This is a genomic window from Pseudodonghicola flavimaris (assembly GCF_030164425.1).
GTDB classification, from domain to species: Bacteria; Pseudomonadota; Alphaproteobacteria; order Rhodobacterales; family Rhodobacteraceae; genus Pseudodonghicola; species Pseudodonghicola flavimaris.
Map to the genome: position 1 here is coordinate 81,986 of NZ_JASNJD010000020.1, position 14,331 is coordinate 96,316.

At 65.8% G+C, this 14,331-nt stretch carries 13 protein-coding genes and 2 pseudogenes; 8 read left to right on the forward strand and 7 right to left on the reverse strand.

Features of this window, described 5'->3' with window-relative positions:
- Positions 1-61: 61 nt before the first annotated feature.
- Positions 62-745 carry a TIGR04283 family arsenosugar biosynthesis glycosyltransferase gene (locus tag QO033_RS20195; protein WP_284482779.1) on the reverse strand — a complete coding sequence of 228 codons (684 nt, stop codon included), beginning with the start codon at positions 743-745 and terminating at the stop codon, positions 62-64.
- Here QO033_RS20195 and ygfZ point away from each other — a divergent pair.
- Positions 736-1,593 carry a CAF17-like 4Fe-4S cluster assembly/insertion protein YgfZ gene (ygfZ, locus tag QO033_RS20200; RefSeq protein ID WP_284482780.1) on the forward strand — a complete coding sequence of 286 codons (858 nt, stop codon included), beginning with the start codon at positions 736-738 and terminating at the stop codon, positions 1,591-1,593. The two genes, QO033_RS20195 and ygfZ, sit on opposite strands and share 10 nt — an antisense overlap.
- A 159-nt stretch (positions 1,594-1,752) precedes the next feature.
- On the forward strand, positions 1,753-2,370 hold the full coding sequence (locus tag QO033_RS20205; protein WP_284482781.1) for a methyltransferase family protein: 618 nt from the start codon (positions 1,753-1,755) through the stop codon (positions 2,368-2,370).
- 73 nt (positions 2,371-2,443) lie between these two features.
- On the opposite strand, the gene efp is transcribed toward QO033_RS20205, so the two are convergent.
- On the reverse strand, positions 2,444-3,007 hold the full coding sequence (gene efp / locus QO033_RS20210) for an elongation factor P (protein ID WP_284482782.1): 564 nt from the start codon (positions 3,005-3,007) through the stop codon (positions 2,444-2,446).
- 222 nt (positions 3,008-3,229) lie between these two features.
- On the opposite strand from efp, the gene QO033_RS20215 reads away from it, so the two are divergent.
- Entirely contained in the window at positions 3,230-3,553 is a 324-nt protein-coding gene (locus QO033_RS20215) for a DUF6280 family protein (RefSeq protein ID WP_284482783.1), read from the forward strand.
- A 205-nt stretch (positions 3,554-3,758) separates the two neighbouring features.
- On the forward strand, positions 3,759-5,222 hold the full coding sequence (locus QO033_RS20220) for a cobyric acid synthase (protein WP_284482784.1): 1,464 nt from the start codon (positions 3,759-3,761) through the stop codon (positions 5,220-5,222).
- 74 nt (positions 5,223-5,296) lie between these two features.
- Here the strand turns inward: QO033_RS20220 and QO033_RS20225 are convergent, their stop codons facing one another.
- The 4 genes from QO033_RS20225 to QO033_RS20240 all read right to left on the reverse strand — a co-directional run bounded on the left by QO033_RS20225 (position 5,297) and on the right by QO033_RS20240 (position 9,777).
- Positions 5,297-6,424: a hypothetical protein gene (locus QO033_RS20225; RefSeq protein ID WP_284482785.1), complete on the reverse strand. Its 1,128-nt coding sequence runs from the start codon at positions 6,422-6,424 to the stop codon at positions 5,297-5,299.
- A 75-nt stretch (positions 6,425-6,499) separates the two neighbouring features.
- Positions 6,500-7,918, reverse strand: coding sequence for a TolC family outer membrane protein (locus tag QO033_RS20230; RefSeq protein ID WP_407682134.1), 1,419 nt, complete (start codon positions 7,916-7,918; stop codon positions 6,500-6,502).
- Between the two features lie 81 nt (positions 7,919-7,999).
- Entirely contained in the window at positions 8,000-8,653 is a 654-nt protein-coding gene (locus QO033_RS20235) for a protein-L-isoaspartate O-methyltransferase family protein (RefSeq protein WP_284482787.1), read from the reverse strand.
- A gap of 152 nt (positions 8,654-8,805) precedes the next feature.
- Positions 8,806-9,777 carry a helix-turn-helix transcriptional regulator gene (locus QO033_RS20240; RefSeq protein WP_284482788.1) on the reverse strand — a complete coding sequence of 324 codons (972 nt, stop codon included), beginning with the start codon at positions 9,775-9,777 and terminating at the stop codon, positions 8,806-8,808.
- Between the two features lie 117 nt (positions 9,778-9,894).
- Between QO033_RS20240 and QO033_RS20245 the strand changes: the two genes are divergently transcribed.
- From QO033_RS20245 to QO033_RS20260, 4 genes and pseudogenes are all read left to right on the forward strand, one after another.
- Positions 9,895-11,175, forward strand: coding sequence for a metal-dependent hydrolase family protein (locus QO033_RS20245; RefSeq protein WP_284482789.1), 1,281 nt, complete (start codon positions 9,895-9,897; stop codon positions 11,173-11,175).
- 280 nt (positions 11,176-11,455) lie between these two features.
- On the forward strand, positions 11,456-13,051 hold the full coding sequence (locus QO033_RS20250) for a Na/Pi cotransporter family protein (protein ID WP_284482790.1): 1,596 nt from the start codon (positions 11,456-11,458) through the stop codon (positions 13,049-13,051).
- A gap of 44 nt (positions 13,052-13,095) precedes the next feature.
- Positions 13,096-13,307, forward strand: a pseudogene (locus QO033_RS20255) (hypothetical protein); the annotation flags it as partial.
- Between the two features lie 428 nt (positions 13,308-13,735).
- A pseudogene (locus QO033_RS20260) lies at positions 13,736-14,213 on the forward strand (IS5 family transposase); the annotation flags it as partial.
- 27 nt (positions 14,214-14,240) lie between these two features.
- On the opposite strand, the gene QO033_RS25360 reads toward QO033_RS20260, so the two are convergent.
- On the reverse strand, positions 14,241-14,331 hold a 91-nt coding region (locus QO033_RS25360), incomplete at its 5' end, for a transposase domain-containing protein (RefSeq protein WP_456107298.1).

Genomic DNA, 14,331 nt, shown 5'->3' on the forward strand with positions numbered 1-14,331 from the left:
AGGGCCACAGGCCCGAGGGGGCAACGCCCCCTGCCCGACCCGCGGCGAGGATCGGGACCGCTCAGCGGTAGTAGCGCGCCGCCAGCCCCTCGGGATCGGCACCGCCGAAATAGCGCGCCAGCGTCCAGAGATTGCGCGCGCCCCGGCGCAGCCAGCCGCGCCGGGCATAATGCCGGGCCGAGGTCTCGGCGATCACCGGCAGCGCGGTCAGCGGCCGGCCCAGCCGGCGGACCAGCGCCACGTCCTCCATCAGCGGCTGATCGGGATAACCGCCCGCCGCCTCGTAATCGCGGCGCCGGATCAGCAGCCCCTGATCGCCATAGGGCAGCGCGAAAAGCCCGGCGCGCAGATTGGCCCAGCCCGCCACCAGCCGGCCGCGCCGGCCGCCATCGCGGAACCGCAGCCGGAAATAGGCCGGCGGCGCATCGTCCTGCCGCAGATGCGCGCCCACGGCGGCGGTCCAGCCCGGTGTCAGCACGGTATCCGCATGGAGCACCAGCAGCCAGTCGCCGCGCGTCGCCGCCACGCCCCGCCGCAGTTGCCCGCCGCGGGAAGCCGGTCCCTCAATCAGCTCCGCCCCCACCGCATCGGCGATTTCCCGGGTCGCATCGCCCGATCCGCCATCGCTGATCACCAGTTCGCGCACCAGACCCGCCGTCAGCCCCTCGGTCAGGGCCGCGAGGCAATGGGGCAACTCGGCTTCGGCATTGAGGGTCGGGATCACCAGGCTGATCGGTGCTGTCACGGGCAGGTCCTTCTGTCGTCCCCGGGGCGCCAGAACGGCCCTGTTCAAGCCCCGGCGCCTTCCTATATCACGAAGCAACCGCGACAAGAAACCATGACGGAGAGTCGATCATGAGCGAGCGCCGCATCCTGCGCCTGACCGGACCCGAGACCGATCATTTCCTGCAGGGGCTGATCAGCAACGACGTGGGCCGGCTGGATCAGGGGCTGGTCTATGCCGCTCTGCTGACGCCGCAGGGCAAGTTCCTGGCCGATTTCTTCCTCGCCCGCGAGGCGGACGGCAGCGTCCTGCTCGACGTGGCCGAGGGGTTTGCCGAGGATCTCACCCGCCGGCTGACCATGTACAAGCTGCGCTCGAAGGTCGCCATCGGGCCCTCCGGGCTGCAGCTGCAGCGCGGCACCGGCCCTGCCCCCGAAGGGGCGCTGGCCGATCCGCGCCACCCGGCGCTCGGCTGGCGGCGCTACAGCCCGGAGCCCGAAGCCGATGACGGCAGCGACTGGGACGCCATCCGCGTCGCCCATTGCATCCCCGAAGCGGGGATCGAGCTGACGCCGGACAGCTATATCCTCGAGGCCGGCTTCGACCGGCTGAACGGGGTGGACTTCCGCAAGGGCTGCTATGTCGGTCAGGAGGTCACCGCGCGGATGAAACACAAGACCGAGCTGCGCAAGGGCCTGCGGCGCGTCGCCGTCGCCGCCGAGGTGCCGGTGGGCACAGAGATCACCGCCGGGGGCAAACCGGTGGGCGTGCTCTACACCCAGTCGGGCGGCGACGGCATCGCCTATCTGCGTTTCGACCGCGCCGGCGATGAGATGGAGGCGGCGGGCCAGGCGGTCCGGCTGATCTGATCCCCCTGCCCTGCCGCTGCCAGGAACGGTTCCGGGATCGAAACCAGTGGCCGGAGCAAATGCAGAGGAAGTGACATCGAACTGTCACCGGCGTGTTGCATCGCCGTGTTTTGCCGGGGCGGCATTCGATCCACAGCCCCTGCAACACCGGACAGATCCATGACCGACCTCTTGCTGACCATCCACAGCTATGCGCTGATCGCCACCATCGTCTCCGCCGTCCTGCTGGGCGGCGCGCTGGCCTGGAACCTCTATCGCCCGCGCTTCGGCTTCTGGCCCGCCGGGGAGGAAGCGCCGCTGCGCCACCACCTCGCCTTCGGGCTGTTCCGCATCTTCTGCGGCAGCACCGTCGTCTTCGCCCTGCTGGAAATCGGCACCCATGGCTGGGGCCACTGGAGCCGCTATGCCATCGGTGTGCCGCTGATGGTCGCCGCCTTCGGCATCACGCTCTGGGGCTATCGCTTCCTCGGGATCGAGAACACCTATTGCGAAAGCGATGGGCTGGTCACCGGCGGCATGTACGCCTATTCGCGCAACCCTCAGTACGTCACCTCGGTGCTGGCGACGGTGGGGCTCGGCATCGCCAGCGGCTCTCCGATCACGCTGGGACTGGCCGCAGTGCTGTTCCTGCTCTACTTCCTCTTCGTGCTGAACGAGGAGCGCTGGCTGCTGCAGGGCTATGGCGAGGCCTTCCGCGAGTACATGCACTCTACCCCGCGTTTCGTCGATGAGCGCAGCCTGATTCGCGCGCGGGCGGCGATTTTGGAAAACTTCTGACAAATTGCAAGCAAGCAAAAAGGCGGGTGAGAGCCACCCGCCTTTCGTTTTCGGCCGAAGTCCGCCGGGCGGCTCAGGCGCGCTCGGCGTATTCCATCGTTTCGGTGTTGACGATGATGTCCTCGTCGGGACCCACGAAGGGCGGCACCATGACCTTCACGCCGTTCTCCAGAATCGCCGGCTTGAAGCTGTTGGCCGCGGTCTGACCTTTCACCACCGGCTCGGTCTCGGCGATCTTGCAGGTGACCTTTTGCGGCAGCGTAGCGTTCAGCGCCTCGGCATCGTAGAATTCCACCACGATGGTCATGCCATCCTGCAGAAAGGGGCGACGATCGCCGAGGATCTCGGCGGCAAGCTCGACCTGATCGTAGGTCTCGGTATCCATGAAAACCAGCATCCCATCGGTTTCATAGAGAAATTGCATGTCCTTCTGCTCCAGGCGCACACGCTCGACCTTGTCGGCGCTGCGGAAGCGTTCGTTCAGCTTGGAGCCGTTGCGAAGGTTGCGCAGCTCCACCTGGGCGAAGGCCCCGCCCTTGCCCGGCTTGACGTGGTCAACTTTGACAGCCGCCCACAGACCGCCGTTATGTTCAAGAACATTGCCGGGGCGGATTTCGTTTCCGTTGATCTTGGCCATTGAGTGAAAATCCTTAGACACAAGGTTGATGCAGGGGTCCGCGCCCCTATATCTGGCAGCGTGCTGCCTGGCAAGACAACGATATGTCGTGCTGTATCCTGACCGAGCCATGCGACACCGGCAATGCTGCCATGCAGAAACGGGGTGCCCGAATCGTTAGCAATACGGCATAAGCAGCAGCACGCCGAAAATTGCAAGAGCAAGAAAAACAAGGAAAACGGGATGAAAGATTTCGTTGACGGCACCGCCTTCAATAACGAGCAAGGCAATCGTGCGCGTAAACTGTTCGCGGCCGTGGTACTGGCCGCCCTCGACGATGCCATCGCCGACGACAAGAAGTACGGCAACGGTCCGGAGCAGATCGCCCGCTGGGCCCGGTCGCGCGACGGCCGCGAAGTGCTGAGCTGCGCCGGCATCGACCCGAACGAACGTGTCGTGTCGGGCCTGATGGACTTCGTCGGCAAAGGGGTACGGACCTCCGTCGCCCTGTCGCGCGAGGAAAGCGAACGCCGCCACGCTGCTCAGGCCGAGGCCGAGGCTGCCTGATCCCAAGACTGCCCGGGCCCCCGATCCGGGGGCCGGTTCTGAAAAACGCGTCTTCGTTTCGACGAGGGCGCGTTTGTCGTTTCAGCTGGTCCATTCCACGCCCGTCCCCGCGCCCCGGGGCTGGTGATCGCTGCGCCGCTGTGCGACACCGCTGGCCGGGGGACGGCCCCCAGCCCATGCGACCGCATGTAAAGGAACGCCCGCCATGCCCCCTGCCCCCCGCGCGCTGATGATCCAGGGCACCGGCTCCAACGTCGGAAAATCGCTTCTGGTCGCCGGGCTCTGCCGGGCGCTGAGCCGGCGCGGCCTGCGGGTCGCTCCGTTCAAGCCGCAGAACATGTCGAACAATGCCGCCGTCACCGCCGATGGTGGCGAGATCGGCCGCGCCCAGGCGCTGCAGGCGCGCGCTGCCGGCCGCGATCCGGTGACCGACATGAACCCGGTGCTGCTGAAGCCCGAGAGCGAGACCGGGGCACAGCTGATCCTGCAGGGGCGCCGGCAGCCCAGCCAGGAGGCGGCGTTTTACCAGGCCAACAAGGGCGCCCTGCTCGGGACGGTGCTGCAAAGCTTTCACCGGCTGGCCGCCAGTGCCGATATCGTCCTGATCGAAGGCGCCGGCAGCCCGGCAGAGACCAATCTGCGCGTCGGCGATATCGCCAACATGGGCTTTGCCCAGGCGGCAGCGGTGCCCGTGGTTCTGGTCGGCGATATCGACCGCGGCGGCGTGATCGCCCAGATCGTCGGCACCCAGGCGGTACTGGACCATGCCGACCGCGCCTGCATCGCCGGCTTTGCCATCAACCGGTTTCGCGGCGATCTGCGGCTGTTCGACCGCGGCCGCGACGATATCGCCGCGCGCACCGGCTGGCCCTGTTTCGGTGTCGTGCCCTGGTTCGATCAGGCCTGGCGGCTGCCGGCCGAGGATATGATGGACATCGCCTCGCGTCCCGGCGGTACCTGCAAGGTGGCGGTGCCGCAGCTGCCGCGGATGGCGAATTTCGACGATCTCGACCCGCTGGCCGCTGAACCGGCCGTGACGCTGGAGATCGTGGCACCGGGCCGGGCCCTGCCGGGCGATGCCGACCTGATCCTGATCCCCGGCAGCAAGTCGACCCGGGGCGATCTGGCGTTCCTGCGCGCCCAGGGCTGGGACATCGACATTCAGGCGCATCTGCGGCGCGGCGGCCATGTTCTGGGCCTCTGCGGCGGCTATCAGATGCTGGGGCAGAGCATCGCCGACCCGGAGGGGCTGGAGGGCCCGGCCGGGCGCGATCCCGGGCTGGGGCTGTTGCAGGTGGAGACGGTGATGACCGGCGACAAGACAGTGATCCGGCGCCACGGCACCACCCGCCACGGCGGGCTACCGGTCTGCGGCTACGAGATCCATCTGGGCCGCACCGAGGGGCCGGACTGCGCCCGGGGCTGGCTGGAGATCGACGGGCGGAGCGAAGGCGCCGCCTCCGCTGACGGGCGGGTTCGGGGCAGCTACCTGCACGGTCTCTTCGCCGAGGATGCCTTCCGGGCCGATTTCCTGGCCGGGCTGGGCCACACCGCCGCGCTGAACTATGAGGCGGATGTGGAGCACACGCTGGACGCGCTGGCCGAGCATCTGGAGCAGCATCTGGACGTCGACGCCCTGCTGCGCTGCGCCGCCCCGATTCGGGCCTGAAGCCGGGCCTGAGCCCCCCCGAGATGCGCCCGACGCCCCGGTACCCCGGTGCGCCTGCGCCGATGCGCGAACGCTCAGTCCAGATCCTGAACCGCCATCACCCGGTGAATTTCCCGACGCACCAGTTTGCGGACATTGCGGGTGATCCGCTCCCCCAGCGCGCCCTGCAACTCCTGGCGGACGATCTCGGCCACCAGCTCGCGCAGGCTGTCCTCGTCCAGGATGGTGTCTTCCTCGGCCATCAGCGGCGCCTCGTCGGGCGTCGTTTCGGTCACCGCGTCGAGCGTGTCCGGCGACGCTGTCCGTTCGCCGCGCGGCGGTGCCGGATCATCGCGCCAGGCGATGGTTTCGACCTTGGTGCCGGCATAGGCATCGCTGCTGTCGCCGTCGGGTTCCCATTGATCGCGGGTGCGCCCGATGGCGGCCTCCAGCGCCGCGATCTTGGCGCTCAGCGCCTCGCTGCGGCTGGACTGGAAGGCGGGCTCGATATAGGGCGCCTCTTCCTCTGCCGCCGGTTCCGACGCGCTCTCTGCCCGGGCCTCGCCGCTCAGCGCGGCCACCCGGCGCAAAGCCGCGGAGATATCGCTGTCTGCGGTGGTGTCGGTCGCGGGAACCTCATCCACGGGGTCCACCGCGGGCACGTCCTCTGCGGTCGCGCCCTCGATCTCTGCGGCGAGCACTGCGCCCAGGGTTTCGGCCACCGCTTCAGGCTGGTCCCCATCCTCGACAGGCATATCGTCCGGCAGCGCCACCGCCTCGCCATCGGACGCGAAGTCCTCTTCCGCAGTCGGCTCGGCCAGATCCCAGATGGCAAGCTCCGCCTCGGTCACCGCCTCCGCTTCGGGATCGACGATCGCAAGCCCGGCCTCCTCCGCAGGCGCGGCCGGATCGAAGCGATGGGAATGGCTGAGCAGAAGTTCTTCACCGGGCAGCGATTCCGCGCTCAGCACCTGCGGCACAGCCTCGGCCAACGGGGCCTCCGCCTCATCCACCCGCAGCGCAGGCGTCAGGACCAGACGGTCGGCAGCGGCAACCGGCGCGGCATCGGAGTTCCCGCCAGATCGGAGATCGCTGGCACCTGCGGGCGTCACGGGGGCGGGGTCCGCCACCGTGCGCGGTTCGTTCCGCGTTTCCTCACTGACAAGACGACGGATCGAGGACAGCACATCCTCGATCTGCGCATTCGTGACCGGCTTAGGCATCTGTTGTTCTCACTCTCACCTCAGGAGGGAATCTTAGCCGCTCGGCCGGATTCTCACAACCTAAAGAGAGAATTGTCACTGCTTGCCCAGCGCTTTCAGCACCCGGTCCAGATCGCGGCTTCGCTTGCTGACCTTCGACGGCGCGCTCTGCACCAGATTGTAATAGAGCGTCGGATCGTAGATCTGAACCGCCAGCCCCAGCCGCTCCGCCGTCAGCAGGCCCTGCGCCTGCAGCAGCTGATAGGTCGCGATCCCCTCTTCCGAGCGGGCCGAAATCTGGTTGGTCTGCGCGTCGAGCAGGTCCTGCTCCGCCGACAGCACATCCAGCGTGGTCCGTGCGCCCAGCTTGGCCTCTTCCCGGATACCGTCGAAGGCGACCTGAGCCGACCGCACCTGCTCTGCCGAGGAGATCAGGTTGGCCTTGGCGACTTCCAGCCGGACATAGGCATTGGCCACGCCCTGGATCACATCCTTCTGCGCCGACAGCAGCGCCGCCTTCGCGGCATCGCGGCGGGCCAGGGCAGCGCGATAGTTCGCCGACAGCGCCCCCCCCTGATAGATCGGCTGGCTCACCGAAGCGCCGATACCAACGCTGTGGGTGTAATCATCGCCAGTGATCGATTCCGACAGCCCGAAGCTGGCAGAGAGCGAGGCGGACGGTCCCATCGCCTTGGACGCTGCCTGGGCGGCCAGTTCGGCCGCTTTCACATCGTGCTGAGCCGACAGGATGCTGGGGTGATTGCGCACGGCGATATCGGTCGCCGCCTGCTGCGAGGCCGCCGCTTTCGGCAGCCGCGGCTCGCCGGCATGGCGGGCCAGCTTGTGGCCGGTGGCGTTGACATATTCCGCCTGCGCGCTGACCAGCGTACCCCGCGCCGAGGCGAGACTGGAGCGGGCCGAGGCCAGCTGAGCTTCGGCCAGGGCGACATCGGTCCGGGTCACCTCACCGACGTCGAAGCGGTCCTGCGCGGCGCGCAGTTCCTCGCCCAGCAGGCGAACGTTGTTTTCCCGCAGGCGCACGTTTTCGGAATAGAGCACCACGTTCAGATATGCCGACGCCGCCCGGAACAGGATCTGCTGTTCGATGTTCAGCAGGGCCTGACGGGTGGAGAGCACGGTTTCCTGCGCCGCCTGCCGGCCCAGAACCGAGGCGCCGCCATCGTAAAGCAGCTGGCTGAGCGTCAGGCCGGTGAAGAAATCCGTCTCGTAGGAATTGACGCGCACCCCGCTGTTGCGGGCCCGCGCCAGCGTCCGTGATACTTCGGTCGTCCAGTTGAGGACCGGACGCAGCGCCGCCAGTGACATGGCCACATCTTCATCCGCAGCCCGCAGCACCGCGCGCTGTTGTTCCAGCAGACCGCTGGTATTATAGGCGCCGATCATTGCATCGACGATGTTTTCGGCCCAGGCCGACTGCGGCAGCGTTGCCGCAAGTGCCAAGCTACCGGCCAGTGCGGCCGATTTGAAAAAACTTCTGAACCCTGCCTTGCTCATCTCTTGCTTCTCCGAAGTCCCGTCGCTCCCGGGTCAAGATTGTCAGGGGGCGCGGCCGGCCGGCTGCGCCCCCCAAAACTTTTACAGCGCGAATTCCGGCTGTCTCGCGAAGCCCGGCAAGACCGGCGCCGCCGCGTTGAAATCGTAGCGCCAGGACAATTTGCCGTCGATCTTGTAACCGACGCGCACCTCGCCCAGGGCTCCTTCGATGAAGATACAGGCGATCCGGCCGCCTTCCTTCAGTTGGTCTTCCAGCGCCTGCGGCAGCACCTCGATGCCGCCTTCGACGATGATCACATCATAGGGGCCATGTTCGGCCGCACCGGCGGCCAGCGGCCCCTGATGCACGATGGCATTGTCCGCGCCCGCTTCGGCCAGCAGCGCCGGCGCCTCTGCGGCCATGGTTTCGTCTTCCTCGACCGCGACGACGGCCTGCGCCAGCCGGGCGATGACGGCGGCGGAATAGCCCAGCCCGCAGCCTACATCCAGCACCAGCTCGTCCAGGCCCAGATCCAGCGTATCGAGCATCTTGGCCAGCGTCCGGGCCTCCAGCAGCACGCGATCCCCGCCCAGCTCGACATCCTCGCCGGCATAGGCCACAGGGCGCAGCGCATCAGGCACGAAGATCTCCCGCGGGACAGCCAGCAGCGCGTCGATGATCGGGTATTTCGTCACATCCGCCGGTCTGATCTGGGTGTCGACCATCATCCGGCGCAGGGCAGCGAAGTCTGTCATAGCTAAACTCTTTTGTTCAGTCCCTCGCATGGCTTGTGCCACATCCCTTGGCCCCCGGCAACGGTGCGGCGTCATTTTCCCTGCAGTCGTGGCAGCAGCGCCCGCCAAGAGCCCAGCCGGAAGGCCACGACGCCACAGAGACCGGGGCCGGCCTAGCCCGAAGGACCGCGGGCCTGAGACGGCAAGCCCCCATAGCTCGCCTTGTAAAGGGCGCTGAACCGGCCGAGCTCCCGGAACCCGTGCCGCAGGGCGGAGCGCTTGACCACCGACCTCGGATCAGGATCGCGCAGCAGGTCATTGCGGGCCTGCGCCAACCGCCGCAGGCGTTCGAATTTCATCGGCGAGACGCCCACGACCTCTCGAAAGGCGCGCGTCAGCGTCGGGGCGCTGACACCGGCCGCGCTGCAAAGCTCGCTCAGGCAGACCGGCCTGTCGCCGGCCTGCTCCAGATACGCGATGACCTTACGGTAAAGCGCATAGGGATCGCGGCCCACCAGCGGGAGCCTGGGGCGCATGTCGCCGGCGGACAGAAGGCCCTGCGCCAGAATATCCGCAATGCTGTGTTCCAGATACGTGCCCTGCCCCGAATTCAGCGGCAAGATTTCACGGCTCTCTTCCAGAATATCCAGAAAGGCGTTTCGCAGAAACGCATGGCTCGCGGCGCTCAGTTCAATCGGGCCGGAAAACCTTCTGACCGCCGCCGCGGTTCCGCCCGACAGCGCATCGAGCGAAGCCTGAAGCCGCGCCTCGGAAACCCGACCGAAAATCGAATTGCGGTTCGGCGCAATAATCTGCGTCTCGGTCAGCCCGGCATTCAGGAACAGAACCCGGTGCGCGCCCGGGCGGCCATTCACCCGCCAGGCGGCACCGGTTTCCAGCGGCAGGGTGAAATTGGCGTTCTCGGCTTTCTGCGTCGTGGACACTGCCGCGCTATGGGGGAAGAGCTGATGCGCCAGGCACAGCGTCGGCGACAACAGCATGGACAGCGCATCCCTGCCGACGCCCGGCTTGAACTGGACGACCTGACCGTCCACAAGCCCCTGACGAAAAAGCCTGCCCGTCGTCGTGCGGAAATGCACGGGGGGCGCCCTGCGGAATTCATCTTCAGATTTAAATTTCTGCATAGTGATTCCACTCTGCGGTGTCGGGATCGAATGCTAGCGTTTGAATGTATTTCAAACGGAGAGCCCGCTATGCGATCTATTTTACTGGCAACCGCTTTAATGACCTCCGGGGCCGCAATGGCCACCGCCCAGGATGCTACGCCGATTCTGATCACCAATGTAAATGTCTTTGACGGTGTGCACGAAGCGCTCATCGAAAATGCCAATGTCGTCGTGACCGGCAATCTGATTTCCGAGATATCGACCGCAGACCTCGCCGTTGCCGGCGGCACCGTCATCGACGGCGGCGGGCGCACCATGATCCCCGGCCTGATCGACGTGCATTGGCACACCTCCTATTGCTGCGCACCGCAGAGCACCGTCGCCACCGGCGACATCCTCGAAATCGCCATCCGCGGCGCCATGGGCTCGGAGCGCACGCTGATGCGCGGCTTCACCACCGTGCGCGATGTCGGCGGCAACCCCTTCGCCACCAAGAAGATGATCGACGCCGGAGAGATCGTCGGGCCGCGCATCCTGCCCTCGGGCCCGCCGATGAGCCAGACCGGCGGGCATTTCGATTACGGCGCCTATCAGGATGTGCCCTCGAACCCCGGCGACTCGCTCTGGTACTGGAACCGGGTCGGGCTGATGCTGATCGCCGACGGTGTCGACGACATCACCATGCGCGCGCGCGAAGTCATGCGGATGGGGGCGAGCCAGCTGAAGATTTCCGGCGGCGGCGGTGTGTCCTCGGTCTACGATCCGCTGGACGTGAGCCAGTACACCCTGGCCGAACTCAAGGCCTTCGTCGAGGTGGCGGAGAGCTACAACACCTATGTCGCCTCGCACATCTTTACCGATGCGGCCGCCCAGATGGCAATCGAGGCCGGGGTGAAGACCATAGAGCACGGCAATCTTCTGAGCCGCGAGACTCTCGAGATGATGAAGGAGCACGACGTCTGGCTGTCGGTCCAGCCGCTGCTGAACGATGAGGATGCCTTCACCTTCAGGGATCCGGTCAGCGTGCAGAAATGGGTCGACGTGACCGACGGCACCACCGCCTCGATCCAGATGGCCAAGGAGATCGGGGTGAAGGTCGCCTTCGGCACCGACATGCTGTTCGACGCGGCGCTGGCCGAGAAACAGGGCAAGTTCCTGGCCAAGATGAGCACCTGGTACACCCCCTACGAGGTGCTGAAGATGGCCACGTCGACCAATGCCGAGCTGCTCGAGCTCGCCGGCCCCCGCCACCCCTATCAGGCCGGCCCGCTCGGCGTTCTCGAACCCGGCGCTTACGCCGACCTGATCCTGGTCGACGGCAACCCGCTGGAGGACATCGACCTGGTCGCCGACGCGGCTGCCAATTTCGACCTGATCATGAAGGACGGGAAGATCTTCAAGAACACATTGGACTGAGCCCTCATCCGCCCGGAACCGGCCACCGGCCAGAAACCGATCCACGCGTCCGCCCCCCAGGGGGCGGCGCGACATGCCTTCGGACGGATCGAGGGCGGACAGAGGAGAGGCGCCCGCCTCGCCGCTGTCGGATCTTCCCGTTCGACGGCGCTGCGCGATCCCCCGCCCCCGCAGACGCCCCCTGCCCCGCCCACTCCCATCCCTCCCTCGGCCCTTCGCCCTGAGGACACCCCTGCCCCCACCTCTTGAATTGCCCGGCGGGCCGGAGAATACTCGGATCATGTTGGCCGATGTCGTGAATGCACTCGGTGGCGCCGGCTTGTTTCTCTTCGGGATGATCTGGCTCACCGAAGGGTTGCGGGGGCTCTCCGGGCAGGCCCTGCGCCAGGTGCTGTCGCGCTTCACCAAGACCCCGCTGAGCGGGGCGCTCACCGGGGCCACCGCGACCGCCATCCTGCAATCCTCCAGCGCCACCACGGTTACGGCGGTCGGCTTTGTCAGCGCCGGGCTGCTCAGCTTTCCGCAGGCGCTCGGGATCATCTTCGGCGCCAACATCGGCACCACCATGACCGGCTGGCTGGCCACCATCCTTGGCTTCAAGATGGATCTCGGCGAGATCACCCTGCCGCTGGTCTTCATCGGCGCCATGGCCCGGCTCTTTGGCGGTGCCCGGCTGCGGCTCATCGGCCTTGCGCTGACCGGCTTCGCGCTGATCTTTCTCGGTATCGAGGTGATGAAATCCAGCCTCTCCGCTTTCGAAGGCGTCGTCACCCCCGGGAACTTTCCACAGGACAGCCTGCTGGGCCGGATCGAGCTGATCGGGATCGGGATCGCGATCACCCTGATCACCCAATCCTCCAGCGCCGGTGTCATCGCCGCCCTCGCCGCGCTGGGGGCCGGGGCCATCAACCTGCCGCAGGCCATGGCGATGGTGATCGGCATGGATGTCGGCACCACGGCAACGACCGTGCTGGCGACTTTGGGCGGTTCCACCGCGGCGCGGCGCACCGGGCTGTCGCATGTCATCTACAACTGCCTGACGGGGGTCATGGCCTTCTTCCTGCTGACACCCTACACCGCGCTGCTCGCCGCCTGGGAGGGACAGGTCGACGACCAGATCGCGCTGGTGGCCTTTCACTCCGGCTTCAACATCGTCGGCGTGATCGTCATCCTGCCCTTTACCGCGGCCTTCGCCCGGCTGGTGATCTTCCTCGTGCGAGACCGGAGCTCCGGGCTGACCGGCAGCCTCGGCAAAGAGATGCTGCGTGACCCCCCCGCCGCCACCGATGCCGCCATCGCCGCCCTGACCGCGACGGTCGACGCGCAGTCGCGGTTCCTGGCCATGCGACTGCAGCACCCGGAGCCGACGGAGGAGGACCGGACCCGACTCAACGAGATCGGGACAGCGATCTCGGAGGTGCGCCGCTTCGTCCACGCGATCCCGGCCCTGCAAGCGGACGATCCGGTGAATGCCCGGCTGGTCTCCGCCTGGCACGTGCTCGACCACCTGCAACGGCTGTATTTCCGCTGCACCCAGGACAACCGGATCGCCGTGATGGCCGGGGATCACCGCCTGTCCCGCCTGCGCCGAATCCTCGCCACCAGTTGCGCCGATGCCGCGCAGGCGCAGATCACCGGAGAGACGGAGGCGAGGATGGACCGTATCCGCCATCTTTTCCGCGACCAGCGCGAGGCCTATCGGACCCATATCCTGTCCCACGCCACCCGGCGGAACCAGCCCGGCGATCTCATCGGCCTGAAACTGGACGCGGTGCGCTGGCTGCATCGCGTCAGCTATCACCTGTGGCGGATCGAACATCACATGCGCCGGCTTCGGGAGGGGCTGCCAGCACAGGAGCCGCGCCCGGAAGAATAAGCTCCCGCCCCATTGATTTCCGGCTTTTGGCGTGATTCAGGCTCCGCAAGACGGTAGTCAAATGCGACAAGCGGCTTTACAAACTGCGCAACTGCGCCTCTCGTGACATTGCTGCGCGATGCACTGCCCGGCAGTGATCGAGATCATGTTCGGCCGCCTGAAGGATTGGAAGCCCGTCGCAACCCGCTATGAGAGGTGCCCGGAAGCGTTCTCCTCAACGATCATGCTCGCCGCAACCGTCTTGTTCTGGCTGTGAAATTCAATGAGTCTGTAGCCTAGGCTACAAAACTTTTTCGCCAAAGTAATCGTCCCGTTCGGCCAAAGCCACCGCGCCGCTACAGTGATGCCCAAAGTGTCCCACGACAAAAGCGCGTGGGACAAAACAGGCGAAAAACCCAAACAAATCAATGATATTATGCTGATATGGTGCCCCCACACGGCATCATTTTGTACATATATTTCAATACGAAAGAACAAATACAGCGTAAAATATGCGTACCATTCTGCGAAGACGGCACCTCAACGAGAGACTGATCAGAAGCCCCCCGTTATGCGTTGCCTGAACCTAAGTATAGGCGACCCATCATACCCCGAGGTAGACCGAAGCGAAATCCACGTCTAGGCTCAGGACCTATTGATTTCTGCGGAACGGCATGATTCAGCGGTCGAAAACGAGCGGTGAACATGTCTGATCTTTTCTGGCAGAGCGACGCGCAGATGGCGCGTTTAGAACCCTACTTCCCGAAGTCCCACGGCAAGCCGCGTGTCGACGACCGGCGTGTTCTGAGTGGGATTATCTTCATAAACCGCAATGGCTCGCGCTGGAGGGATGCGCCGAAAGAGTATGGTCCGCACAAGACGCTCTACAACCGTTGGAAGCGCTGGAGCGATAAGGGTATCTTCGCACAGATGCTGGCCGGGTTGGCAGCCGGGCACGGCGAGAGGAAGACCGTGATGATCGACGCCACCTACCTGAAGGCCCACCGAACGGCGTCCAGTCTGGGCGTCAAAAAAAGGGGGGCGCGGTCGTCTGATCGGCCGAACCAAAGGCGGCATGAACACCAAGTAGCATGCCATTTGCGACAGTCAGGGAAGGCCGATCGATCTGTTCGTCACCGCTGGGCAAGTGAGCGACTATATTGGCGCGAGGGCGTTGCTCAGTAAGCGGCGGCTGCATCCCACCTCAGGTTCAGCTTGACGGCTTGAAGTTCCACGGGAGAAGTTCGTCGATGCGGCCTTGCGGATGGCCGGCGGCGATGGCCTCGAGGGTGGTCTTGAGA